At 30.0% G+C, this 25,999-nt stretch carries 21 protein-coding genes; 20 read left to right on the forward strand and 1 reads right to left on the reverse strand.

The genetic code is table 11. The features are described from left to right. Positions 1–11: 11 nt before the first annotated feature. The 6 genes from CLAU_RS12800 (at position 12) to rfbC (ending at position 6,816) form a co-directional block, all read left to right on the forward strand. On the forward strand, positions 12–1,142 hold the full coding sequence (locus CLAU_RS12800) for a glycosyltransferase (RefSeq protein WP_029170152.1): 1,131 nt from the start codon (positions 12–14) through the stop codon (positions 1,140–1,142). A gap of 481 nt (positions 1,143–1,623) precedes the next feature. Then, positions 1,624–3,003 (forward strand): mannose-1-phosphate guanylyltransferase/mannose-6-phosphate isomerase, encoded by a 1,380-nt coding sequence (locus CLAU_RS12805; protein WP_023162734.1) that lies wholly within the window; start codon positions 1,624–1,626, stop codon positions 3,001–3,003. A gap of 59 nt (positions 3,004–3,062) precedes the next feature. Then, a complete protein-coding gene (gene rfbB, locus CLAU_RS12810) occupies positions 3,063–4,118 on the forward strand; it encodes a dTDP-glucose 4,6-dehydratase (RefSeq protein ID WP_023162735.1) in 1,056 nt (351 codons plus the stop codon). 179 nt (positions 4,119–4,297) lie between these two features. After that, positions 4,298–5,176: a glucose-1-phosphate thymidylyltransferase RfbA gene (gene rfbA, locus CLAU_RS12815; RefSeq protein ID WP_023162736.1), complete on the forward strand. Its 879-nt coding sequence runs from the start codon at positions 4,298–4,300 to the stop codon at positions 5,174–5,176. Positions 5,177–5,196: 20 nt separating this feature from the next. Beyond that, positions 5,197–6,084, forward strand: coding sequence for a dTDP-4-dehydrorhamnose reductase (gene rfbD, locus CLAU_RS12820; protein WP_023162737.1), 888 nt, complete (start codon positions 5,197–5,199; stop codon positions 6,082–6,084). A 183-nt stretch (positions 6,085–6,267) separates the two neighbouring features. Further along, entirely contained in the window at positions 6,268–6,816 is a 549-nt protein-coding gene (rfbC, locus tag CLAU_RS12825) for a dTDP-4-dehydrorhamnose 3,5-epimerase (protein ID WP_029170151.1), read from the forward strand. Positions 6,817–7,124: 308 nt separating this feature from the next. On the opposite strand, the gene tnpC is transcribed toward rfbC, so the two are convergent. Beyond that, positions 7,125–8,666, reverse strand: coding sequence for an IS66 family transposase (tnpC, locus tag CLAU_RS12830; RefSeq protein ID WP_058893783.1), 1,542 nt, complete (start codon positions 8,664–8,666; stop codon positions 7,125–7,127). Positions 8,667–9,389: 723 nt separating this feature from the next. Here tnpC and CLAU_RS12835 point away from each other — a divergent pair. The 14 genes from CLAU_RS12835 to CLAU_RS12900 all read left to right on the forward strand — a co-directional run bounded on the left by CLAU_RS12835 (position 9,390) and on the right by CLAU_RS12900 (position 25,960). Then, positions 9,390–10,025: a sugar transferase gene (locus tag CLAU_RS12835; protein ID WP_029702423.1), complete on the forward strand. Its 636-nt coding sequence runs from the start codon at positions 9,390–9,392 to the stop codon at positions 10,023–10,025. Between the two features lie 45 nt (positions 10,026–10,070). Continuing rightward, on the forward strand, positions 10,071–11,225 hold the full coding sequence (gene cps2T / locus CLAU_RS12840; protein ID WP_013237224.1) for a beta 1-4 rhamnosyltransferase Cps2T: 1,155 nt from the start codon (positions 10,071–10,073) through the stop codon (positions 11,223–11,225). A 70-nt stretch (positions 11,226–11,295) separates the two neighbouring features. Beyond that, positions 11,296–12,411 (forward strand): glycosyltransferase family 4 protein, encoded by a 1,116-nt coding sequence (locus CLAU_RS12845; protein WP_029170088.1) that lies wholly within the window; start codon positions 11,296–11,298, stop codon positions 12,409–12,411. Further along, on the forward strand, positions 12,395–13,543 hold the full coding sequence (locus CLAU_RS12850; protein ID WP_023162742.1) for an O-antigen polymerase: 1,149 nt from the start codon (positions 12,395–12,397) through the stop codon (positions 13,541–13,543). Before CLAU_RS12845 ends, CLAU_RS12850 begins: the two co-directional genes overlap by 17 nt. Beyond that, positions 13,543–14,271: an acyltransferase gene (locus CLAU_RS12855; RefSeq protein WP_013237227.1), complete on the forward strand. Its 729-nt coding sequence runs from the start codon at positions 13,543–13,545 to the stop codon at positions 14,269–14,271. Before CLAU_RS12850 ends, CLAU_RS12855 begins: the two co-directional genes overlap by 1 nt. A gap of 13 nt (positions 14,272–14,284) precedes the next feature. Then, on the forward strand, positions 14,285–16,081 hold the full coding sequence (locus CLAU_RS12860; RefSeq protein WP_023162743.1) for an asparagine synthase-related protein: 1,797 nt from the start codon (positions 14,285–14,287) through the stop codon (positions 16,079–16,081). 15 nt (positions 16,082–16,096) lie between these two features. Then, positions 16,097–17,551 carry a capsular polysaccharide export protein, LipB/KpsS family gene (locus CLAU_RS12865; protein WP_023162744.1) on the forward strand — a complete coding sequence of 485 codons (1,455 nt, stop codon included), beginning with the start codon at positions 16,097–16,099 and terminating at the stop codon, positions 17,549–17,551. After that, complete coding sequence (gene pseB / locus CLAU_RS12870; protein WP_013237230.1) at positions 17,552–18,610, forward strand: UDP-N-acetylglucosamine 4,6-dehydratase (inverting); 1,059 nt, start codon at positions 17,552–17,554, stop codon at positions 18,608–18,610. Between the two features lie 16 nt (positions 18,611–18,626). Further along, positions 18,627–19,817 carry a UDP-4-amino-4,6-dideoxy-N-acetyl-beta-L-altrosamine transaminase gene (pseC, locus tag CLAU_RS12875; protein ID WP_023162745.1) on the forward strand — a complete coding sequence of 397 codons (1,191 nt, stop codon included), beginning with the start codon at positions 18,627–18,629 and terminating at the stop codon, positions 19,815–19,817. Between the two features lie 8 nt (positions 19,818–19,825). Beyond that, a complete protein-coding gene (locus CLAU_RS21470; RefSeq protein WP_023162746.1) occupies positions 19,826–21,010 on the forward strand; it encodes a GNAT family N-acetyltransferase in 1,185 nt (394 codons plus the stop codon). Between the two features lie 7 nt (positions 21,011–21,017). Continuing rightward, the gene (pseI, locus tag CLAU_RS12885; protein ID WP_023162747.1) at positions 21,018–22,070 is read left to right on the forward strand and encodes a pseudaminic acid synthase; all 1,053 of its coding nucleotides are present in this window, start codon (positions 21,018–21,020) and stop codon (positions 22,068–22,070) included. Positions 22,071–22,079: 9 nt separating this feature from the next. Beyond that, complete coding sequence (gene pseG, locus CLAU_RS12890; protein ID WP_023162748.1) at positions 22,080–23,084, forward strand: UDP-2,4-diacetamido-2,4,6-trideoxy-beta-L-altropyranose hydrolase; 1,005 nt, start codon at positions 22,080–22,082, stop codon at positions 23,082–23,084. A gap of 25 nt (positions 23,085–23,109) precedes the next feature. Further along, a complete protein-coding gene (locus CLAU_RS12895; protein WP_023162749.1) occupies positions 23,110–24,540 on the forward strand; it encodes an oligosaccharide flippase family protein in 1,431 nt (476 codons plus the stop codon). A gap of 52 nt (positions 24,541–24,592) precedes the next feature. Then, positions 24,593–25,960: a mannose-1-phosphate guanylyltransferase/mannose-6-phosphate isomerase gene (locus CLAU_RS12900; RefSeq protein WP_013237236.1), complete on the forward strand. Its 1,368-nt coding sequence runs from the start codon at positions 24,593–24,595 to the stop codon at positions 25,958–25,960. Positions 25,961–25,999: the final 39 nt, after the last annotated feature.

Raw genomic sequence — 25,999 nt, forward strand, 5'->3', positions numbered from 1 at the left:
GAGGTATTTTAATGAATGTTTTGATGATGCCAACATGGTATTTTGAAGAGAATAATCCATTTGCAGGTATATTTACAACAGAGCAATCTATTTATCTAAAAAAGTATTGTAATGTTGCAATTTACTATCCTTTTGATACAATTATGGATGAAAAATTTTCTAACAGATATGAAAAACAAATATTGACTTATAGAGGTAAATGGAAAAAATCAAAAATTCCTAAGATAACTAAAATTATAAATTTAGTAAGGATTATAAAAGAATTCAGATATATAAAAAAGAAATTTAAACCTGATATTATACATGCACATGTTGCAAATGGAGCAGGATTTTATGCTGTAATTTTAGGAAAATTATTTAAGATACCAGTTATAATAACAGAACATAGTCCATCTAATTTAATTATAAGTGGGAGGTTATCATACTATATTGTAAAATATGCTTATAAAAATAGTAAATATAATGTTTGTGTATCAAAACATTTAATGAATGAATTAAATAGAATATATCCATACATTAAATTTGATGTAATATATAATCCAATTAGAATTCCTAAAAATCTTGATAACAGTATTTTAAATAATAAACAATTAGGTTATATCAATATATCATTTGTTTCTGTATTTTATGATAAGTATATAAAAGGTATGCAATACTTATTACCAGCTATTAAGGAATTAAAAGAAAAAGGATATAAAATTTTATTACATATAGTTGGTGATGGCAAATTTCAAAAATATTATATTGAAAAGTCAAAAGAATTAAACATATCTGATTTCTGTAAGTTTTATGGATATTGTTCAAAAAAACAAGTTTTTAATATTGTAAATATGAGTGATTTTATGGTTTCGTCAAGCTTAACTGAAACATTTGGATGCGCTATTGCAGAAGCATTAATGATTGGAAAACCAGTTGTAATAACAAATTCTGGTGGACCTGAGGATTTTGTTAATGATAAAGTTGGAATTATAGTTAAAAAAGAAAGTAAAGAAGAATTAGTTAAAGGTATAGAGCAAATGATAAGATATTTGAATGATTATGATAGTAGTTATATTAGTAAATACTCTAAACAAAAATTTGAAATGGATGCTATAACTAGAAAGTATATGGATATTTATGAACATTATAAATTAAATAATTAATTGAAACTAGAGAGAAACTTTTTATGATAACAGGTAAGTCATTAGTAAAAGGAAGCCTAATTATTGTAATATCAAATATTGTATTAAAGGCAATGAGTTTTTCCTTTTACTATTATACACAAAGTACTTAACATTAGCTGATTATGGAATTGCTGAAGTACTGACCTGTACTCGAATTGTGATAAACACATATGAGTTGGATATAATAATCATATGGACAAGGCAAAAAAAATCCAATAAAATGGTAGAAATCGTAGTGCAGAATTTAGAGATGATGCTGTAATATTTTTAGTAGAAGAAGGCAGGTCTATAATCAGTGTATCAAAGAATTTGAAAATAAACGGTCAGACTTCAACAAACTGGATAGATAATAGAAAAATAAAAGGACATCCGGAAAAAGCGAAAATAGATGGACTTGAACGACAGCTTAGGGGAAAACAGAGAAGGATAATCTCAGTATAAAAATTAGAGGGTGAAACAAATGAAAATAATAATTCTAGCAGGTGGAAGTGGGACAAGATTATGGCCTCTTAGTCGTGATAGATATCCAAAACAATTTATTAAATTGCAAGGTGATAAGCCATCCTTGTTTCAGGAAACCTTTAAGAGAAGTTTATTATTAGCACAATTAAATGATATATATATAGTAACAAACGAAAAGTATAAATTTTTAGTAATGGGTTCTGTTGAAGAATTAGGTTATGAATATAGTAAAACTAACATCATTGTTGAACCTGAAGCTAAAAATACTCTGCCTGCAATTTATGCAGGAGTTTATGAAATAGCTAAAAAGAGTAGTGATACAGTAGTTGTTTTTCCTTCTGACCATATGATTACAAAAGGTCAGGAATTTGCAAATATTATTAAAAATTCAGAACCGTTAACCAGAGATTCAATTATAACCTTTGGCATTAAACCAGATAATCCAAACACTGGATATGGATACATTGCACCGGGAAATCAAAAATTAAATGGCTATGAAGTAAAAGAATTTAAAGAAAAACCGGAAGCTGAAATTGCTGCAACCTATGTGGATGAGGGCTATTATTGGAATGCAGGAATATTTATGTTTAATACTGAGATCTTTATAAACGAAGTAAAGCAGTATGCTCCAAACATATACAATGCTTTTGACAGCAGCAATAATGTAAAAGAAGCTTTTAGCAAAATAGATGAAAAAGTTTCAATAGACTATGGTATTATGGAAAAAAGCAAGAATGTAGCTGTTGCGCCTGTAGATATAGGCTGGAATGATCTTGGCAGCTTTGATTCCTTTTATGAAGTCTTTGATAAAGATGAAAATAATAACATATCCGATGGTGATAATGTACTCATTGATTCAAAAGACAACTACATATATTCAGAAAAAGGCAAGCTAGTAACAGCAGTAGGTGTCAATGATTTAATTGTAGTAGATAATAGGGATGCTTTGCTCATTTGCAAAAAAGATCAGTCACAAAAGGTAAAGAAAATTGTACAAACATTAAAAGAGAGAAATGATTGTAGAGTAGAATATCATGTTCAAGATTATAGACCTTGGGGCAGTTATAAAGTTCTGGAGGAAGAGAAAAATTCCTTTAAAATCAAGAGAATCAAGGTAAGTCAGGGTAAAAAGTTAAGCTATCAGATGCATTATCATAGAAGTGAGCATTGGATAGTTGTTAAAGGCATGGCCAAAATGACAATAGATGATGTAGAAAGGCTGGTGCCTGCAGGAGAAAGTATTTTTATAAAACCTGGTCAAAAGCACAGGCTTGAGAATCCAGGGAAGGTACCTCTTGAGATTATTGAAGTTCAGATGGGCAGCTATCTAGAGGAAGATGATATTGTAAGATTTGAAGATGATTATGGAAGAAAATAAGTTTGATCATGTGATGAATTGATCATATAATTTATACGGAAAAAGAGAGGAATGGCAATATGAAATCATATTTAGTAACAGGAGGAGCAGGTTTTATTGGCTCCAACTTTATTCATTATATGTTAAAAAAATATTCAAATATAAAAATAATAAACTATGACAAGCTAACCTATGCAGGTAATCTTGAAAACTTAAAATCTATATCTAAAAATCCTAACTATATTTTCATCCAGGGAGATATATGTGACAGGGAAAAGCTTCAACAGCTATTTGAAAAATATGATATAGATTATGTAATAAACTTTGCAGCAGAATCTCATGTAGACAGGAGCATAAGAGATCCTGAAGTATTTGTAAAGACAAATGTTATGGGGACTGTGACACTTTTGGATACTGCTAAAAATGCGTGGACTGTAGAAGATGGTTTTAAGCAAGGTAAAAAGTATCTTCAGGTATCCACAGATGAAGTCTATGGTTCCCTTGGAAGTGAAGGATACTTTACGGAAAAAACCCCTCTCGATTCTCACAGCCCTTACTCTTCAAGCAAAGCTTCTGCTGATTTAATGGTAAAGGCCTATTTTGACACCTATAAAATGCCTGTAAATATAACCAGGTGCTCCAATAACTATGGTGCCTATCAATTTCCAGAAAAACTCATTCCCCTTGTTATAAACAACTGCTTAAATAAAAGGGATATTCCTGTATACGGTGACGGACTTAACATAAGAGATTGGCTTTATGTAGAAGATCACTGTAAGGCTATAGATATGGTTATACATAGTGGTCAGTGTGGTGAAGTTTACAATATAGGCGGTCATAATGAGAGAACAAACATTCACATAATTAAAACAATAATTTCATATATACATGACAATGTAGATTCTTCTGTAGATGAAAGTCTTATAAAGTATGTAGAGGATAGAAAAGGACATGACAGGAGATATGGCATTGATCCTACAAAGATTAAAGATAAGCTTGGGTGGTATCCTGAAACTAAATTTGAAGATGGTATAGTCAAAACCATAAAGTGGTATTTGGATAATAAGGATTGGATGGATAATGTAACCTCTGGAGATTATAAGAAATACTATGAGAAAATGTACAAAGATAAATAACAAAGATGAAATATCAGAGAACAAATAATGAAATTTTGCCATAAGCGAAATAGATATAATTATTTTCTGACGCAGGAAGAAAATATTCCACATTTGATATTTGTTATCTGAACTTTGAACTTTCAATTGAAACTCATACATAATTATTAATTCTTAACTAAAAAAGGTGGTGTTAACTTATGAGAAAGGGCATAATACTGGCTGGTGGTTCTGGAACCAGGCTTTACCCAATGACTAAGGCAATATCAAAGCAAATTGTTCCAATATACGATAAACCTATGATTTATTATCCACTTTCTGTGCTTATGCTAGCAGGAATACGAGATATACTTATTATATCAACACCAAGGGATATGGATACTTTTAAAGAACTTTTTGGTGATGGGAGTCAGCTTGGACTTCACTTTAAGTATGAAGTGCAGTATGAACCAAAGGGGCTTGCGGAAGCATTTATAGTTGGACAAAAATTTATTGGAAATGACGATATAGTTCTTGTCTTAGGGGATAATGTATTTCATGGATATGGTTTTACCGAAAGATTAAAAGCCGCTTCAGACAGACATGATTGTTCAACTATTTTTGGATATCATGTGAGCAATCCTAAAGATTTTGGTGTAGTGGAATTTGATAAAGATTTTAATGTTATTTCCATAGAGGAAAAACCTTTAAAGCCAAAATCCGATTATGCAGTACCAGGACTTTATTTTTATAATAATGATGTGGTGGATATAGCAAAGAATATAGAGCCTTCTCCAAGGGGAGAACTTGAAATTACAGATGTAAATAATGAGTATTTAAAAAGAGGTAAACTTAAAGTAGAGCTCTTTGGAAGAGGAATGGCCTGGCTTGATACTGGAACTCCTCAGGGACTTTTAAATGCTGCTAATTTTGTGGAAGCTGTTCAGACAAGGCAGGGACTTTACATAGCTTGTATAGAGGAAATTGCCTATAGACAAGGATACATAGATGATAATCAACTGATAAAGTTGGCAGAGCCTCTTAAAAAAGTTGCTTACGGAAAATATATTTTGAGTTTGCTTAGTAAAAAATATTATTGATATTTTAGGAGTGAATATGATTGAAAGTATTGATTACAGGAGGAAAAGGACAGCTTGCTGGGCAGCTTGAAAAAATTTTAGTTAGTGGAAAATCTGAAATAGGAGCACTTGATAAAGTTTATTCTGATGCTGAAGTGAGATTTCCCAGTAGAGAGGAACTGGACATAACCAAATTAAATGATGTTAGAAATTTTATAACTGGTTATGCTCCAGATATAATTATAAATTGTGCTGCTTATACCAATGTGGATAAGTGCGAAACTGATTTTGAAAATGCTTTTAAGGTAAATTCTTTAGGAGCTAGGAATTTAGCATTAGCTTCACAGAATACAAAAACAAAACTTGTACATATTTCTACTGACTATGTTTTTAACGGCAGAGGTACTGTTCCTTTTAGAGAATATGATTTACCTGATCCAGTTAGTGTTTACGGAAAAACTAAACTTTTAGGGGAACAATATATTAGAGAAAATTCTAGCAGGTATTTTATAGTGAGGACATCCTGGCTTTATGGTTTATACGGTAAAAATTTTGTATACACTATATTAAAAGCTGCAAAGGAAAAAGGACATTTAGATGTGGTAAATGACCAGAGAGGTAATCCTACAAATGCTGAAGATTTAGCTTACCATATTTTAAAGCTTGCTCTTACTGATGAATATGGTATATATCACTGCAGCGGTAAGGGTGAATGCAGTTGGTATGATTTTGCCTGCAAAATTGTGGATTACGCGGGCATAGACTGCAGTGTGTCTCCTATGACTTCAGAGAATCTCAATAGGGCAGCTAAAAGGCCGGAATTTTCTTCACTTGATAATATGATGTTAAGATGTACTGTTGGTGACGATATGAGACAGTGGGAAGATGCACTTAAATCATTTATACAAAAATTGTATAAAAATAAATAACAAAGATCAAATATCAAAGAACAAATAATGAGATTTTGCCATAGGCAAAATGAATATAATTATTTTCTGACACAGGAAGAAAATTTTCCACATTTGATATTTGTTATTTGAACTTTAAACTTTAATTTATATTTGAACTTTCAATTGTGCATTGTGAATTGAATAGGAAGGGATATGATTAAAATAGGTAAATTTAATTTCGTAAAAACAGAAATAGAGGGAGTATACATAATAGAAACAGGAATTTTTGGAGATAATCGTGGTTATTTCATGGAAACTTATAATTACAATGATTTTAGGGAAGCAGGCCTTGATATGGTCTTTGTCCAGGATAATCAGTCCAAATCAAAAAAAGGGGTATTAAGAGGACTTCACTTCCAAAAAAATTATTCTCAAGGAAAACTGGTGAGAGTAGTAAAAGGCAGGGTGTTTGATGTTGCCGTGGACTTAAGAGATGGATCTAGTACTTATGGAAAATGGGTAGGAGTTACACTATCTGAGGAAAATAAGAAACAATTTTACATTCCAAAGGGATTTGCCCATGGGTTCCTGGTACTTTCAGATGAAGCGGAGTTTTGCTATAAATGTACTGAATTTTATCATCCTGAAGATGAGGGCGGCATTATATGGAATGATCCTGACATAAATATAAGATGGCCTCTTGAAGGTATAGATAATATTATTTTCTCTGAAAAGGATAAGTTGTGGCCTACACTTAAGGAGTATAAGTAGGTAGTCATCGGATAAAATAAAAAAGTAGCCCACCCACGCAATTGGTATAGCTACTTTTTTAAATAACTAATTGCCTAAACAACTAGAATTGATAACAACTGAAGATAAATGCCCAAAGTTATTTTTACCCATTTATTTCTTTAATTAGTTCTTTTTCTATTTGTAGTACATTAGGGAAAATTAATTTTATTCCTTTATTGATTTAAATTTTGACACTCGTGAAGAGAATGGAATTAACGTAAGCGATAAACTACCCAGTGTATAAACATAAAAAATAAACGACCATTCATTAAAATGGTCGTAATTTATTATGCTTTCTTTTTACATGAAGATTGAACCCATTGGTCCCATGGCAGGTATTCATCCAGGAATTCTGGATGTGCTTCAAATTGAACACCTGGTAAATTTTTAAACAAAAACTTGAGACAACTATAGGGCTCAAGGCCGTTAGCTTTAGCCGTTTCAATTATACTATAAACTGCTGCACTGGCTTCAGCTCCCCTTGGACTTCCACTGAAAAGCCAGTTTTTTCTTCCTATCGTAAATGGTCTTATGCTATTTTCTGATAGGTTGTTTGAAATGGCACAATTTCCATCCATTAGATAGTTCATAAATCCTTCTTTATTCTTTACTGCATAATCTACTGCCTTACCAAGCCTTGATTTTGGAAGACAGCTCTGTTTTATAGAATTAACCCAGCTCCAAAAGGCCTCAAGAATCGGTTTTTCCGTTTCAAGACGCTTCGTTTTTCGCTCCTCAGGTGTAAGATTCACAAGTAGTTTTTCTTCTGAAAAGAGTTTATTGCAAAAGTCAATTCCTATTGCCGGAAGTGTAGCTTCTGGACTTTTTATGTCTTTCGGAAGTGCTTCAACAAAATACCTTCTAAGATGTGTCCAGCACAGGCATCTTATTACTTCAGGTACTTTATTGTACCCACTATAACAGTCGGTATGAAGGTATCCTTTAAAACCTTTTAAAAATTTTTGTGGACAATTTCCACTTCTTGAAGGCTTGTAATCAAACAACCTTATAGGTGTCTGACTGCCTGCATACGTACTGTATACCCACATATAGGATTCAGATGCATTTTTCCTTTCAGGTTCCATAAGTACCTGTACAGGTGTCTCATCTGCATGCAAATATTTTTCTTCAATAAGTTTCTGGTGCATCAATTTTGTAAGTGGTATCAGCCAATCTCTAGCTGCAACCATAATCCAGTTACTCATTGTTGCACGGCTTAGCTTTACCCCCAGTGACTCCCATTCTTTCTCCTGACGGTATAGTGGAAGGGCATCTACAAATTTCTCATACATGATATGGGCAACCGTAGATGGTGAAGCCATTGAATGCTGTACTACAGGGTACGGCATTGGTGATTTCTCTATATAAGGCAATCCTTCTTTTCTGCATTTCCTACATTCGTAAGATTCCCGGTAATAGTCAATAACACGAACTTTTGCTGGAATAAATTCTAATTCTGTGCGAATAAATTCTCTGCCAATGCTTACTAGAGATGTTCCACATTTTTCACAGAAACGTTCGTCTTCTTCAAGACCACAAATTACTGTATCATGGGGAATATCTTTTAGAAGTTCTGCCCGTTGTCCATTGAATTTCTTACGTCGGTAGTTTGCTACTTCTTGTAATGTTGGTTCTGGCGCAGACGGCTTGCTTTCTGTTTCTACTTCATTAAAAAGGTTTATCTGACCTGCAATTACAGATGTTTTTTCACTGCTCCTGCCAAATAACTTGTGTGTTAAAAATTCAACTGTCTCATGGAGAGTTTTATTCTCCTTCTCCAGTTGTATTATGCGATTTTTAAGCTCTAGAATTTCATTTTTGGTATACATAATTGAGACAGTTCCTTTACTATTTTTTATATCTATTATTATACCATGAATTTCTATAAAACCGCATGATTTCAGATTTCTCTGACACTAGAGGGCATTTTGTACATCTACCTTTTTTACAGCCTTCGGCTGATGTATCATTTGAATAAAGTAAAGTAGTAAGCAGGGTAGAGTAATTTATCCTGTTTTTATTTTTGCTATATCCATCAGTTAGTGTGTATTTTCTAACTTAAAAATCAACTTATATATAAAATATACTAACAAAATTGAAGACACATTTAAAAACTTTTCTATAAGTCTTAGCGAGGTATTTTAGAAAATCTTAGGAGCTTAGATATGTTTGAGGTACGAGTTTAGCTAAGCTTCTTAGATTTTGGAAATACCGAGCTTTAGACTTATTAAAGTTTTTAAGGTGATGAAATTTGTTAGTATATGGCTTATATAAGTTGATTTTTTGTTTAGAATTACTGCTAATTGGTGGTTATTTTTTGCCTAAGATTTCATACTTTTCTAGACAAATTGCAGTATATATCTACCCCAATTTGACAAAAAATCATAGTTTAGTATTTTTTCATTAAACTTGACAAAACTGCTTATATTTTAAACTTGTTTATACTCAAATATCACATTATTATTAGATATGAGGGGGTTATGTAGACCTAATTAGTAAAAAAAGGTGGGGATTTTCCATTGAATGGGCTGCAAATCGAATCTATTAAAATAATGGTGAAAAGTATGGAGAAATATGAAAAAAGTGCTGGCTATCATTTCCTTAAGAGAACTATAGATATAATTTTCTCTTTTGTTGGAATTATTGCCTTTTTTCCGATTATGTTTGTAGTGGCAGTTGCAATTAAGCTTGATTCCAAAGGACCTATTATATTTTCACAGGCTAGGGTGGGAAAAAACGGTAAAATTTTCAAAATGTACAAGCTGAGGTCTATGACTCATGATGCAGAACAACTTTTGGACAACCTTCAGCATAAGAATGAAATGACAGGCCCTATATTTAAAATAAAACAAGATCCAAGGATTACAAGAGTGGGAAGGTTTATAAGAAAAACCAGTATTGATGAGCTTCCACAGTTGTTTAATGTGATAAAAGGTGAAATGTCACTGGTAGGTCCGAGACCTAATCTTCCGAAAGAAGTTGCAAAATTTACTTCTCAGCAGAAAATTAAACTTTTAGCAAAGCCAGGTCTTACATGTTACTGGCAAGTTATGGGCAGAAGCAGCATTGATTTTGATGAATGGATGAAACTAGATTTGAAATACATAAAGGACAGGAGCACGCTTTTAGATATAAAGTTAATATTTAAAACTTTAGGTGTATTTTTTGGAGATAAAAATGCAAGTTAAGAACTAAAAATATTAGATAAAATTTGCTAAGGTGGATACAAAAAAATGAAAAATATTTTTATTATAGGTTCAAAAGGCATACCTGCAAGATATGGTGGTTTTGAGACATTTGTTGATAAACTTACTTTTCATAAAAAAAATATTGATATTAAGTATCATGTAGCATGTTTGGCAGAAGATGAAAAAGAGTTTGAATATAATAATGCACGATGCTTCAATGTTAAAGTAAAGAATATAGGAAGTGCTAGGGCCGTTCTATATGATATAAAGGCATTAAAAATGGCTGAAAAATATATAAAGAAAAATAATTTAAAAGATTCTATTATTTATATACTAGCTTGTAGAATAGGTCCCTTTTTAGCTTTTTATAAAAAAAAATTAGAGAAGCAGGGCATTAAAGTATATGTTAATCCTGATGGACATGAATGGAAAAGGAGCAAGTGGAACAAAGCAGTAAAAGCATACTGGAAATATTCTGAAAGACTAATGGTAAGGCATGCAGATTTTTTAGTATGTGATTCACTTGGAATTGAAGAATATGTAAAGGAAGAGTATAAAGAGTATAATCCTAATACTACATTTATAGCTTATGGTGCAGATATCAAAAAATCAACTTTACCAGATGGTGATCCAAAGCTATTAAATTGGTTTTATAAAAATGGTATTAAATCTAAACAATACTATTTGATTGTTGGAAGATTTGTTCCTGAAAATAATTATGAAGTTATGATTAGAGAAATTATGGCATCAAAAACTGATAAAGATTTAGTTATTATAACTAATGTTGAAAAAAATAAGTTTTATGATGAGTTATTATTAAAAACCCACTTTGATAAAGATAAACGTATAAAGTTTGTTGGTACAGTTTATGATCAGGAGTTAATTAAAAAAATCAGAGAAAATGCCTATGCTTATATACACGGCCATGAAGTAGGGGGAACAAATCCTTCCTTATTAGAAGCTTTAGCAAGTACTCAGTTAAATTTACTTGTAGATGTTAATTTTAATAGGGAAGTTGGCAGGGATGGAGCTATTTACTTTAAGAAAAGTAGGGGTGACTTGTCAACCTTAATTAAAGAAATAGATAAATTGGATATAAGTAATATTAATAAATTATCTGAAAATGCTAAAAATAGAATAATTAGTAGTTACTCATGGAATAAGATTGTAAACGACTATGAAGAATTATTTGGTATTTAGGCATTTGAAAGAAAGTAGGCTAGCATATTGACTAGTTATTTCTTTGAAAATGTCTTATTAGGGGGAATTTATGAAAATAGGAATTGATGCACATGTTATAGGTGATAAATCCGGAGGTAATGAAACATATTATAGAAATTTGATAGAGCAAATAACTAAATTAATTACAGATGAAGAAATTTATTTATATTTCAATGATTTAAAAAAATCATCACTTATTAATATTGACAATGAAAATAATATTAAAATAAAAAGTTTTAAGACTTCTAATGCAGTTAAGAGATATATGAAGTATTTACCGGATTACGTGCAAAAGGATAAACTTGATGTACTTCATTTACAGTATTTTCCGGTAATAAGGAAAAAGTGCAAGATTATAGGCACTATACATGATATTTCTTTTGAACATTATCCACAGTATTTTACTAAAAAAAATTTATTGATGAATAAGATTTTGATACCTGCTTTGGCAAAACAGGCTGATAAAATTTTAACTGTTTCCAATTTTTCAAAGCAGGATATTAGCAATAAATATGGAATTGATCCTGATAAAATTGTTGTTACGTATTTAGCTGCCAGTGAAAAATATAAGGTTATAAAGAATTATGAATTATTATCACAAGTCAGGAAAAAATTCAACATTAATGGAGAATTTCTTTTAACTGTAGGAAATCTTCAGCCAAGAAAAAATTTAAGCAGATTATTTACTGCTTATATCAACTTGAGAAATAAAAAAATGATTGATGAAAAGCTTGTTGTTGTTGGTAAAAAAGCCTGGTTATTTAACGATATTTTCAAGTTTGTCAATGAATCAAAATATAAGGATGATATAATTTTTACGGATTATGTGTCAGAAGAAGATTTAGCATTACTTTATAATGCAGCTAAATTATTTGTATATCCGTCTGTATTCGAAGGCTTTGGACTGCCGCCTTTAGAAGCAATGTCATGTGGAACCCCTGTTGTTACTTCAAATATTACTTCTATACCTGAAGTAACAGGAAATGCAGCAGTTTTATTTAATCCATGGAATGTGGAAGATATGGAAGAAAAAATTGTTACTACAATAAATAATAAGGATATGATCAATAAATTAAGTGAACTGGGATTAAAAAGATCACTGGATTTTTCTTGGAAAAAAACTGCCCAAATAACATTGGAGGCATACCATGGAATGGTTACTTAGTATTTTATTTGTTACACATCAATTTTTCGGGGGTAATTTTGACCTCTTTTATATAATGGCTTCGTTATTGATATTAAAAGATATCCTTTTTTTTAGATATCGTAATATATCAACTACATTTATATTTTTACTGCCCATAATCATTATATATATACTCCAAATTCTTATGCTGCATGATTTGAATGTTGAAAAAGGAATAGCATCTGTAGGTAAGATGTTCTTATGTTTATATTTATTAAATACAGTAAAAAATAATTTTAGCAGAATTGATGTTACTAAACTATATAAATATGCTGTGTTACTATTGATGTTACTATTTGTTATCAGCTTATTTGTGAAAACAGATGTTTTTTGGATATTTAATGATTTAACTAATAAATTCCTTACAACCAGATTAAAACTTTTATATATAGAGCCTAGTGAATTATCATTTCATGCTGCAGTTTTAGCCTTATTTATCTTATTTTACAATAATAATTGCGAGAAGCTTTTTATAAACTATGAGAATTTATTATATTTAGTTATCCTTTTAGTAATTATGGCATATTCAGGTGGTTTAGGTGGAATTGTACTAGTTTTATTTACAGTTATATTTATATTGGGTCGTGATAATTTAAAAAAATCTACAGTTGGAAGAAAAATTATATATATATATGTAATCCTATGTATGATTCCAATAATTTTTATTTTCGTTAACTATTTTCAGAGTTCTATAGTATTAAGGCTTCAAGCTATTATGAGCGGATCGGATTCTTCTTTTAACTATAGGGTATTTAAAGGATTTAATGGAATGAAAGCATGTTTAGAGTCTAATCCATTTTTAGGAATTGGCTTTGGAAATCTAAACACGGATTATTATGAATATATGTTGCTTTCATATGGATTAGTAAGTAAGATAGCGAACTCCTTTATGTATGCAATAGCAGAAGGAGGATTATTACTTTTATTTTATCTGGGCTGCCTTTTTGTTTATATGTGGAAACATATTAATAAGGATACTTTTAAATATGCACTATTAATATTCATATTTTTATATCAAATAGGAGGAGGATATTTTACCAATCCAATTAATTGGATTATTTATGGAGTAATATTAAGTAATAGTGCTAAAGAAAGATCAGAGGTGTCATGATGAAAATAAAAAATTTCTTATTAATGCTTGTTCCAATAAGTAGGCTAAAAATATATTTATACAATAAATTATTGCATTATAAAATAGATAAAAGCTGCAAAATTGGATTTTCTTATATTGATGCTGTTTATTTTGAATTAGGAAGAGGAAGTGTTATAGGAAACTTCAATTTAATTAAGAATTGCAGCAGAATAGTAATCAAAGAAAACTCTACAATATTGAAGTATAATTTTTTCAAAAGTTGTAAGAATGTAATTGTTGGAAGTAATACGGTAATTGTAAGAGATAATAAATTCTTACACAATAATAATGTAGGACTTGGATTTGGGGGCAATATTGTTATTGGAAGTTTTACTACTATTGTTAATAAGCATTATTTTGACTTAACAGATGATATTTATATTGGTGATAAGTGCACAATTGCAGGTAATGGCACTGAATTTTGGACACATGGATTTGATCTGGAAAATAATAGAGTTCAAGGTGAAATTAAGTTACTGAACAATATATATATTGGGGCAGGTGTAAAATTTAACTTTGGCTTAAAAGTAAATAGTAACAATGTTGTAGGAATGGGCAGTATATTAACTAAATCAATTAATTGTGAAGGATATTTAATAGGTGGCATTCCGGCAAAACCAATATCAAAATTGAATAATGACAAAATTGGTTACAAAGAAATAGGCACTATTAATAATAAGAAGGTATATAGAAAAATAGTTGATTAATGGAGGAGATAACTTGGATATAGGATTACAGGATAATTTATTTTTTCTAAATTCTTATGATAGTAATGTAGAGTTAAATGGCAAATTTATTGGAGAGCAATATAATTTTAGTAATATAAAAAAAGATAGGTACAATATATATTTCACTAAAACAGTTGAATATTTTAAACATAAGGATAGATATGAAATCCTGTTTTTTTCCAAGAGCAAGTATGATATAAGAAAATTATTTGAAAATTTAAGCTTTATAGATATTAGTGTCTGCAAAGAGTTATTTAATTATTTATTATATAAAGTTGACTATGCAATTATTATTATAGATAAAGTAGAAGATAAAATATATAGTTTCAGAACACCAAATGGTGTTGTACCTATGTATTATTTTTATAAAGATGGCACATTGGTTATGTCAATGCATGTTCATAGTATTGCAAAAGCTATTAAAAAGGTTGAAATTAGTAATTTTGCAATTGAACAGCTGTATGTGATGGACTGTTTAATGGAGCCATATACGTTATACGAAGGTGTTTATGAAATAGGCAGAGCATATATTTATGAATTTAACTTAAATAACAATTCTTTAAAAAAAGAAAAAGTGTATAGTTTCAAGTATGAAATTAACAATAATATCAGTTTGGAAGAATCAATATCAACTTTAAAAAATAAAATAATAAAATCTCATCAAAAACGAGTAGGTTCAATTAATGGAATAATGTTGTCAGGTGGTATAGATTCTAATGTTATGTGTTATGCCTTAAAAAATTGCACAACCAGTTCACTGGAATCATTTAATGTATCAGTGAAAAACCAAAAAAATAGTGAAGCTCCATATGCGAAAAAAGTGGCAGATTATTTTGGATTAAAGCATAGGGAAGTGTTAATAGATCCATCTGATATTAATGAAAAAATATTGGAAGATATAATAAACCTGAATTTTCCTTACTGGGGTGTGATGTATATAGGAAGTATTTTCAAATCATTAAAGCTAAATGGATACAATATATTTACAGGTCAGGACACAAGGCTGCACACTCCATACGTTAATATTTTAGATGATATGATATTTAGAAATAAAATTAGTTCTAAAGTACTTCCTTTTTTAGGTAAAAAGCTTGCAGCTTTAAAGTTCAATAAAAAAATTACAAGAGCTCTGGAGAGATGTAAGGATGCTGAACATATGGAGAAATATTTGATTAAATATTTTTTACATTGTTCAATAGATAACAATAATGTAAACAGCATGTTAAAACAAGAGATAAAAGAGAATATAGAATATGAAAAGTTAAGCTATCAAGAGTTATTTAATGAAATTACCTGGTTAAGATGGGGTCAGCAGTACACAGATGACATTAAATATATGGATAGTCTATGCAATCACTACTATAATACATGCCAATTTCCCTTTTATGATATTAAGTTGGCAGAAGTCAGTGCTTCCATACCATTTAAATATTCCAACAAGAGATATATTGGCAAATCAGGGTTCGGAAATGGATTTACAATAAATAATAAATATTTACTGATGAGAATGTTAAAAGATGAAAATGTACCTATTAATTTAGCAGGAAGAAAAAAAGCAGTTTCCAGTACAATTCATTTATATTTTAACGATCAATTTGGAAAGATAGTAAAAGGTAGGTTAAATGATAGCACACTATTAAATAATTCGACAATCATCAATTTAGGACTAGATAAATTAATAAATCAATTTTGTAGTGAAAATAGGATTTATGGTGATATGGATTATAGCTATTTGATAAAAATATATAATGTATTTGTTTTAGATGTTTTGAAAAGTTATATAGAATAGATGGATGTGAGTAAATTGAAAATTTTATATTTAACTAAGCAGGCACCCAAAAGAGAATACACTATTTCTAAAGAAATATTGTCTGATAATGAGAACAGCTTTGCTGACAGTTGTGTGTTTAGTTACCGCAACTATTTAGATGTTTATGAATTAAATAAGAAAGAAAAGGTATTTAGAAACATATATGACTTTACGGAATTTTGTAAGACATCCATAGGGGAAAGTGTAAATATAGATGATGAACTGTATAAATTTGAATTAAATTATAATTTACCAGTAAATAAGATTTTATATGCAGATAGGCTTGTGATAAATTACAGTGAAAATCATAGAAAACAAATTATATATATGCTTGTTAAGTTTTCTTTAATGCTGCTTGAAAAAACACAATACGATGTTATTATAGGTGAGCTGTCTAGTTCAAGTGATTTGATATTTTACTATCTTAGTAAGCATTTTAAAATAAAGTACCTGTTTTTTTGGCATGGCAGAATCAGTAACAAGATGGAATTTTCAGATGTATTGGGCAGACGTCATGGATTGAAAGAGCTTTATATTAATTATAAAAAGAATGGCTTTTCACAAGAGGAAATAGAATATCTTAATAAATATTTGGAGAAATTTAAAAAACAAGCTACACCTGATTACATGAAATTTAGCAAACAAACTAAGTTCAAAAATTTGTTTAGAAAGTTATATATGCAAAGTTCTGTAATTAGATTAAAAAAATATATGAAGTCCTATCACATAGATTTAAAATATTCAGCAGATCAATCTCCCAAAATATCTGAAAAAATAAACAAAAAACTTAAAAAAGTTGTGTTTCCAATAAAGTCACTATTGCTTAAGAGATACTACGATAATGTGAACTTAAATAAAAGATATTATTTAACACCACTGCATTATCAACCTGAATCCTCCACAATGACTTTTGCACCATACTATTTAAATCAGCTTGCATTTATAGAAAATCTAGCCAAGTCCATACCTGGTGGAACTTATATTTACGTCAAAGAACATCCTGCAATGTTTGCAAATAGGAAATTGTCATTTTACAAGGAGCTAAAAAAAGTACCTAATATAAAGTTAGTTCATCCTGAATTCAGTATGAATGCGTTAATAGAAAAATCTATGGGAGTAGTAACCTTGACCAATACAACAGGATATGAGGCTATAGTGAAAGATAAGCCGGTGTTTGTATTTGGAAATGTGTTTTATAATGAATACGATTACAGTTTTAAATGTAATAATTTTGAGGAATTTAGAGATAATATAATAACTGCATTAAGAGATTGGGATAGATGCGAGGGTGAGAGAATAAATAATAGAAATTGTTTTATATTAGCTTGTATAAGAAGCTTAAGAAAAGGGAATTTAAATAGCCACTTGCTTGATAAAAACTTTTTTAAAGATGAAAACATTAAAAATATAGTTAACAGCATAAAAGATGAAATAATAGGAGGACAATAAATGCTTAATGATAAATCTATTTTAATTACTGGAGGAACTGGTTCTTTTGGAAAAAAGTTTACTGAGATGATTTTAAAAAGATATAATCCTAAGAAAATAATTATTTACTCAAGAGACGAATTTAAGCAAGATTTAATGAAAAAGGATTTTATGCTAAGGTGCCCTGATAAAATAAATAAGATTAGGTTTTTTATAGGTGATATTAGAGATAGAGATAGGCTTTATAGAGCATTTAATGGTGTAGACTATGTTATACATGCTGCAGCAATGAAGCAAGTTCCGGCTTGTGAATACAATCCTTTCGAAGCAATAAAAACTAATATTGATGGAGCACAAAATATAATAGATGCAGCTTTAGACAGAGGGGTTCAGAAGGTAGTTGCACTTTCAACAGATAAGGCTGTTAATCCCATTAATTTATATGGAGGTACGAAACTTGTTTCAGATAAGTTATTTATTTCTGCCAATGCTTATTCAGGAGGAAATGAGACTGTATTTTCTGTAGTTAGATATGGTAATGTAGCAGGAAGCAGAGGTTCAGTTATCCCTTTCTTTCAGTCTTTAATTGAAAAAGGGATAAAAGAATTACCTATAACTGATTGCAGAATGACGAGATTCTGGATAACCTTAGAGGAGGGTGTTGAATTAGTATTTAAGGCATTAGATGAATCAAAAGGTGGAGAAACTTATATATCTAAGATACCTTCTTTCACTATAACTGACTTAGCTAAAGCAATGCTTGATGATGTTGTTATAAAAGAAATAGGAATTAGAGAAGGCGAAAAGCTGCATGAAATTATGATAACAAGAGATGATTCAAGAACTACTTATGAATATGAAAAACATTATATTATCTATCCTCATTTTGATTGGTGGAGTTTTGATAAACACTTTACATCTGGTGGAAAGCTAATAGAAGAAGGATTTGAATATAATTCTGGGAATAACACGCAGTGGCTTACAGTAAATGAGCTAAGACAGGAAATGTATAGATTAGGTATATTTGATGCATATAAAGTTAATGATATACATTATGATGAAGTAATGCCCACTAAATAGAAAGGGAAGATAATTAATGAATGAATTGGCAATCAATGGTGGAAGACCAATAAGGAAAACATATTTATCTTATGGAAGGCAAGATATAGATGAAGAAGATATAGAATCAGTAGTAAAAGTTCTAAAAGGTGATTTCTTAACCACTGGTCCTTTTGTGAGAGAGTTTGAAAAAAAAGTTTCAGACTATGTAGGGGCAAAGCATGCAGTGGCAGTTGCTAGTGGCACTGCAGCACTGCATATGGCTTGTTTTGCAGCAGGAATAAAAGAAGGTGATGAAGTGATAGTATCACCTATAACTTTTGCAGCTTCAGCTAATTGTGTTCTATATTGTGGAGGCACACCTGTATTTGCAGATATAGATCCTAAGACATATAACATAGATCCAAAAGAAATTGAAAAGAAAATAACAAGTAAAACTAAAGCAATAATTCCAGTAGATTTTACAGGACAATCTGTTGATATAGATGAAATAAGAACAATAGCAGGTAAAAATAATCTCATAATAATAGAAGATTCTGCGCATGCCTTAGGAAGTGAATATAAAGGTAAAAAAGTAGGTACAAAGGCACAAATGACAGAATTCAGTTTTCATCCGGTAAAACCTGTAACCAGCGGCGAAGGTGGTATGGTAGTTACGGATGATGATGAATTGTATAAAAAAATGATTCTTTTTAGAAGTCATGGAATAACCAGAGATAAAGATTTAGTAACTCATAATGAAGGCCCATGGTACTATGAACAGATAGACTTAGGTTATAACTATAGAATTACAGATATTCAATGTGCTTTAGGTGCAAGTCAGATGAATAAAATAGATAAATTCATAAGCAGAAGAAGAGACATAGCTAAAACATATAATGAAGCTTTTAAAGATGTAGCTGAAATTACTACTCCTTGTGAAGCTGAATTTTCTAACTCAGGGTGGCATCTATATGTAATTAAGTTGAACTTGGAAAAATTAACTTGTACAAGAAAAGAAATTTTTGAAGCCTTGCAGGCTGAAAATATAGGAGTGAATGTACATTACCTTCCCGGATACTTACATCCTTATTACCGAAAGCTAGGCTATGAAAAGGGCCTGTGCAAAAATGCAGAAGAATTATATGAAAGAATGATAACTATACCGCTATTTCCTAAGATGACAGATGAAGATGTATCAGATGTTATAGATGGAGTTAAAAAAGTAATAAACTATTATAAGAGGTAGTGACTGAAATGAAAGTAGTTTGTATTGTACAGGCAAGGATTAGTTCTACAAGGTTTCCAGGGAAAGTATTAAAAGAGATTTGTGGTAAAACTGTTCTGGAGCACGATGTAGATAGATTAAGAAGAATAAAAAATGTAGATGAAATAGTAATAGCTACAACCACATTAGAAAAGGATAATGTTATTGTAAAAGAATGTGAAAAATTAAAGATAAAATGTTTTAGGGGTTCGGAGGATGATGTACTATCTAGATATTATTATGCTGCTAAAGAAAATAGTGCGGATGTGGTTGTTAGGGTTACATCTGACTGCCCGCTCATAGATAGTGAAGTTACTGAAAGTATAATTCAGTGCTATATGGAAAATAGAGAAAAATACGATTATTTAAGCAATACTATAGACAGGACTTATCCAAGAGGATTAGATACGGAGGTATTTAGTTTTTGCGCATTGGAGAAAGCTTTTAATGAATCAACATCTCAAAGAGACAGGGAACATGTAACACCCTATATTTGGGATAACGATAATATTTTCAATATTTTTCAATATAAAAATAAAATAGATTATTCAGATTTAAGATGGACACTAGATACAGAAGAGGATTTTAAGTTAATATCAATAATATATGAACGGTTTGAAGATAGAGATTATTTTGGTATGAATGAAATAGTAAAATTTTTAGAGAAAAACCCTGAAGTAAAAGAAATCAATAAGTATATAGAACAGAAAAAAATTGATGACAGCTTATTTTTGATACCTGCTGGTGAAGGCCATTGTGATTTAATATATGAATGGGTAAATGAGGATGAGGTAAGAAAAAATTCTTTTAATAATAGTGAAATACCATATGAGGAGCATGTAAATTGGTATTTTAAGAAATTGAAGGATCCGGATTGTTTTATCTATTTATTGGCCGATCCCAATAAAAACATAGGAATAGTTAGAGTTGAGAAAAAGGGAAATGAAAATGTAGTAAGTTATAGCATATCAAAGCAATTTCGTGGAAAAGGTTATGGATATAAGATCTTGGAAAAGCTTCAGGATAAGCTTATGAAAGAAAACAAGAATATTATACTGACAGCTTATGTAAAAAAAGAAAACATATACTCTGTAAAAATATTTGAAAAGTTACATTATAATTTGGTAGAAAATGATGATTATAATATGAAGTTTGAGAAAAATTTAAGTAGGTGAGATTTTAATGAACAAAAATATAAAAATTAAAAATTTTGAAATCAATGAAACTAGTAAAACATTTATTATAGGAGAAATCTCAGCTAATCATAATGGCAGTTTTGATAATGCAGTAAAGCTTATACATGCTGCAAAAGATGCAGGAGCAGATGCTGTCAAATTGCAGACATATACTGCAGACACCATAACTATAGATTGTTATAATAAATATTTTCAAATAAAACAGGGTACTTTATGGGATGGAAAAACTCTCCATGATCTGTACGAAGAGGCATATATGCCCTGGAAATGGCAGCCTGAATTAAAGAAAATAGCCGAAGAAAATGGTCTTGCTTGCTTTTCTTCACCATTTGATAAAACAGCAGTAGATTTTTTGGAAGATATGGATGTACCGGCATATAAAGTAGCTTCTTTTGAAATTACTGATATACCATTGATTACATATATGGCTTCCAAGGGAAAACCTATGATAATAGCAGCAGGTATAGCAGAAATCTCAGATATTCAATTAGCTATAGATGCATGTAAAAAAGTTGGCAATGATCAGATAATTCTTCTTAAATGTACTAGTGCCTATCCTGCTCCATTTGAAGAAGTTAATTTAAAAACTATTCCTAATATGAGAGAAACTTTTGACGTAATAGCAGGTCTTTCCGACCATACATTAGGAATAGAAGTTCCTATATCAGCTGTAACACTTGGAGCAAAAGTTATTGAAAAACACATAACACTCTCAAGGGCAGATGGAGGACCGGATGCTGCATTTTCTTTAGAACCACATGAATTAAAAAGTATGGTTCAATCAATTCGAAATACTGAGAAAGCTATTGGAAAAGTTAGCTATGAACTAACAGAAAAGCAGATGAAAAACAGAGCATTCTCCAGATCTTTATTTGCAGTAAAAGATATTAAAGCAGGGGAAACTTTTACAGAGGAAAATGTTAGATCAATAAGACCAGGATTTGGATTACCGCCTAAATACATAGATAATATTTTAGGAAGAACTGCTGGTGAAAATTTACTAAAAGGTACTCCACTGCATTGGAAATATGTTAAATAGGGTGATTATATGGCTACAATTGCAATAAGAGCGGATGGTGGCTCTCAAATAGGCATGGGGCATATTATGAGAACATTGGTTTTAGCTAAGGAACTTGCGAAAACTAATGATGTTTTTTATTTATGCAGAATAGATAAACCCTTAAGTGGCAGGTATAGTTATGGCATAGAAAAAGTTAAAAATGAAGGCTTTAAAGTAATTACTATAGATGAAAATAATGTATTAGGGGAATTAGAAAGGATTCAGTGTGATTGTCTGATAACAGACAGTTATGATGTAGATGAACATTATTTTACTAAAACAAAAGAGTTATTTAAAAAGACCGGATATTTTGATGATATGAATTTATATCATTTTGATGTGGATTTTATAATAAATCAAAATATAAATGCAGAAGATTTAAATTATAATACTGACAAAAGGACAATATTATTTTTAGGACCTGGTTTTGCTTTATTGAGAGATGAATTTAGAAAATCAAAAATTAAGAAGGTAAATGAAGTTGTAAAAGATATTTTAATAACTCTAGGGGGGTCAGATTTTAATAATTATACAGCAAAAATTTTACAACTTATAAAAGAATTAAGATACAATTTTCATGTTGTAGTTGGACCATCTTTCAAATATATAGATGAGCTTAGTAACTATGAGAAAATGAACAGTAACATTAAATTACACTTTAACACAAATATGAAAGCTTTAATGGATAGGTGTGATATAGCTATATCAGCTTGTGGGAGCACGCTGTATGAATTGGCAGCCTGCGGAGTGCCTGCATTAGGATTGATAATTGCAGAAAACCAAAAGGAAATAGCTAAAAAAATGGAACAAGAAAAATTAATAATCAATTTAGGTCCTATAGATAAATTAAATAAGGAAAAGTTAGTAAATACAGTAGAAGAATTGTGCAGTGACTTAAATAGGAGAAAACAGATGAATTATAACCAGAGTATAGTTATTGATAAAAATGGAGCTGAAAAGCTTTGTAAAAATATTATGGTAGCAATCGGATAAAATAGTTAAGGCGGTATATATAGTAATGAAACTTAAGAAAATTTTTAGTAATGGTAGAATAAATATCTTATTAAAGTATTCTTCTATTAAATATATAGCATTAATTATTGCATTTTTAAAAGGAATAATTAATGCTGGGGCACTTGGACCTGAATTATTAGGTGTACTTGGCAATCTGCTGCTTGTTTTAAGCTATCTATCCTATTCTAATCTGGGAATATTGTATTCCATGAATAGAGAATATGTTATATATGAATCAACTGATGAGAAAGATAAAGCGGGTAAAGTTATTAGTACATCTTTTACGGTATTATTCATATTGTCAATATTATTAATAGTAGCTGGTATAATTGCTAAATTCATATATAAAGATAATTTAGGCAATTATATTTTGTTGGTTTTTATTATAGGAATTTTGGAGCAGTATAGAAGTTTCTATATTAATTATTATAGATTGGTTAATAAGGTTAGAAAGATAAATTTTATAGAGCTTATCAATAATGTATTATCATTTGTGTTAATAATCATATCTATAAAATATTTTAAAATATATTCTGTATTAATATCTATGTTCATAGCGGATATTATAGTTTTTATCTATGGTTATAAAAATAGTGAAAGGATTAAACTGAGTATAGATAAAAAAGTTTTAAAAGATTTAATAATAGTTGGGGTTCCATTACTTATATATAATTTGGGATTTTATATTCTAACAACAGTTGATAGGTTGATGACAATTAATTTTTTAGGATACAGGGATTTAGGATACTACACATTTTCAAATCAGCTTGTGAATGGGACTATGGTATTCATATCTTCGGTTTTGTTTTTATATTATCCTAAAGTCATAAAGAACTTGTACATTAATGGAAATAATGACAGAAGGCAAATTTTAAAAAGAATAGAACAGTATACTAGGTATGTAGAAGTCTTAGGAGTAGTTTTATGTTTAGCAGGTATAATATTAATAAAACCTTTTACCAATATGATTTTACCTAAATATTCTGTAAGTATTGATATATATCGAATATTAGTTTTTGGTGGAGTTTTCAGCGAAATATCCTATTTTGCCAATGTTTTTACCGTATCAAATAAAAAACAGATATATTCAGTGTATCTGCAATGTTTAGCAACTGCAGCAGCAGTCATTCTTAATTATATTTTCATTAAATCAGGCATGGGGATAATTGGAGTTTCCTTAGCAACCTTGATGGCCAATATATTGTATTCCATAATGCAGCATTTGATATATCTGAGGATATTAAACTTAAAAATAAGCTTCATAAGGAATACCCTAAAGGTATATCTAAAATTTACATCATTTACAGTTATATGTATAGCTCTTGGCTTTATAAATATAAATTTTATATTATATATTGTGATTCTTAGTATTATAACGTTTATTTTATATTATAGTAATTTAAGAAATATGATAATTGATATGGGAAAGTTATAGTAGTAACAAATGTATTAGATTAAGCAGCTGAATTAAAGGGAGGGTTGATGTAATGAAAGTAATAATCCTGGCAGGTGGAAGTGGAACAAGACTATGGCCGCTGAGCCGCAGCAGATATCCAAAACAATTTATTAAATTGCAAGGTAGTAAACCATCCTTATTTCAGGAAACCTTTAAGAGAAGCTTATTATTGGCAGGCTTAGATGATATATATGTAGTAACGAATGAAAAGTATAAATTTTTAGTAATGGGTGAAGTTGAAGAATTAGATTATAAATATAATGAATATAATATAATTGTTGAACCTGAAGTTAAAAATACTCTCCCTGCAATTTACGCAGGTGTTCATGAAATAGCTAAAAAGGGTAATGATACAGTAGTTGTTTTTCCTTCTGATCATATGATTATAAAAGGTCAGGAATTTGCAAATATTATTAAAAGTTCAGAAGCGTTAACTAAAGATTCAATTATAACTTTTGGAATTAAACCGAATAGTCCGAATACCGGATATGGGTACATTGCGCCGGGAAATAAAAAACTAAATGGATATGAAATAAAAGAGTTTAAAGAAAAACCCGATTATGAGACAGCTGTTACATATGTTAATGGGGGATATTATTGGAATGCAGGAATATTTATGTTTAATACTGAGATATTTATAAATGAAGTAAAGCTTTATGCTGAGAATATATATAATGCTTTTAAAAGTAGTAATACCATAAAGGAAGCTTTTAGCAAAATAGATGAAAAAATTTCAATGGACTATGGCATTATGGAAAAAAGTAAAAATATTGCGGTTAAACCCGTAGATATAGGTTGGAATGATCTTGGAAGTTTTGATTCTTTTTATGAAGTTTTTGATAAAGATGAAAATAGTAACATATCTCATGCTGATAGTATAATTATTGATTCAAAGGATAATTACATATATTCGGGAAAAGGCAAGTTAGTTGCAGCTGTAGGTATTAATGATTTAATTGTAGTTGATAATAGAGATGCCTTGCTTATTTGTAAAAAAGACAAGTCACAAAAGGTAAAGAAAATTGTAGAAACTTTAAAAGAAAGAAATGATAGTAGGGTAGAATATCATGTTCAAGATTACAGACCCTGGGGGAACTATAAAGTTCTAGAAGAAGAGAAAAATTCATTTAAAATTAAAAGGATTAAATTAAGTCAGGGTAAAAAGTTAAGTTATCAGATGCATTATTATAGAAGTGAGCATTGGATAGTTGTTAAGGGTATGGCAAAAGTTACAATAGATGATATAGAAAAGTTGGTATCTGCAGGAGAAAGTATTTTTATAAAACCTGGACAAAAACACAGACTTGAGAATCCAGGGAAGATACCTCTTGAAATTATTGAAGTTCAGATGGGTGATTATTTAGAAGAAGATGATATTGTAAGATTTGATGATGACTGATGTGCTGCGAAAAATCTACATTAACTATTAATTCTTCAT

Origin of the sequence: Clostridium autoethanogenum DSM 10061 (assembly GCF_001484725.1) — a bacterium.
GTDB lineage: Bacteria > Bacillota > Clostridia > Clostridiales > Clostridiaceae > Clostridium_B > Clostridium_B ljungdahlii.

Bases quoted from the DNA above. Each gene is read 5' to 3' on its own strand.
- CLAU_RS12800 (WP_029170152.1), top strand. From the start codon at position 12: ATGAATGTTTTGATGATGCCAACATGGTATTTTGAAGAGAATAATCCA.
- CLAU_RS12805 (WP_023162734.1), top strand. From the start codon at position 1,624: ATGAAAATAATAATTCTAGCAGGTGGAAGTGGGACAAGATTATGGCCT.
- rfbB (WP_023162735.1), top strand. From the start codon at position 3,063: ATGAAATCATATTTAGTAACAGGAGGAGCAGGTTTTATTGGCTCCAAC.
- rfbA (WP_023162736.1), top strand. From the start codon at position 4,298: ATGAGAAAGGGCATAATACTGGCTGGTGGTTCTGGAACCAGGCTTTAC.
- tnpC (WP_058893783.1), bottom strand. From the start codon at position 8,666: ATGTATACCAAAAATGAAATTCTAGAGCTTAAAAATCGCATAATACAA.
- CLAU_RS12835 (WP_029702423.1), top strand. From the start codon at position 9,390: ATGGTGAAAAGTATGGAGAAATATGAAAAAAGTGCTGGCTATCATTTC.
- cps2T (WP_013237224.1), top strand. From the start codon at position 10,071: ATGAAAAATATTTTTATTATAGGTTCAAAAGGCATACCTGCAAGATAT.
- CLAU_RS12845 (WP_029170088.1), top strand. From the start codon at position 11,296: ATGAAAATAGGAATTGATGCACATGTTATAGGTGATAAATCCGGAGGT.
- CLAU_RS12850 (WP_023162742.1), top strand. From the start codon at position 12,395: ATGGAATGGTTACTTAGTATTTTATTTGTTACACATCAATTTTTCGGG.
- CLAU_RS12855 (WP_013237227.1), top strand. From the start codon at position 13,543: ATGAAAATAAAAAATTTCTTATTAATGCTTGTTCCAATAAGTAGGCTA.
- pseB (WP_013237230.1), top strand. From the start codon at position 17,552: ATGCTTAATGATAAATCTATTTTAATTACTGGAGGAACTGGTTCTTTT.
- pseC (WP_023162745.1), top strand. From the start codon at position 18,627: ATGAATGAATTGGCAATCAATGGTGGAAGACCAATAAGGAAAACATAT.
- CLAU_RS21470 (WP_023162746.1), top strand. From the start codon at position 19,826: ATGAAAGTAGTTTGTATTGTACAGGCAAGGATTAGTTCTACAAGGTTT.
- pseI (WP_023162747.1), top strand. From the start codon at position 21,018: ATGAACAAAAATATAAAAATTAAAAATTTTGAAATCAATGAAACTAGT.
- pseG (WP_023162748.1), top strand. From the start codon at position 22,080: ATGGCTACAATTGCAATAAGAGCGGATGGTGGCTCTCAAATAGGCATG.
- CLAU_RS12895 (WP_023162749.1), top strand. From the start codon at position 23,110: ATGAAACTTAAGAAAATTTTTAGTAATGGTAGAATAAATATCTTATTA.
- CLAU_RS12900 (WP_013237236.1), top strand. From the start codon at position 24,593: ATGAAAGTAATAATCCTGGCAGGTGGAAGTGGAACAAGACTATGGCCG.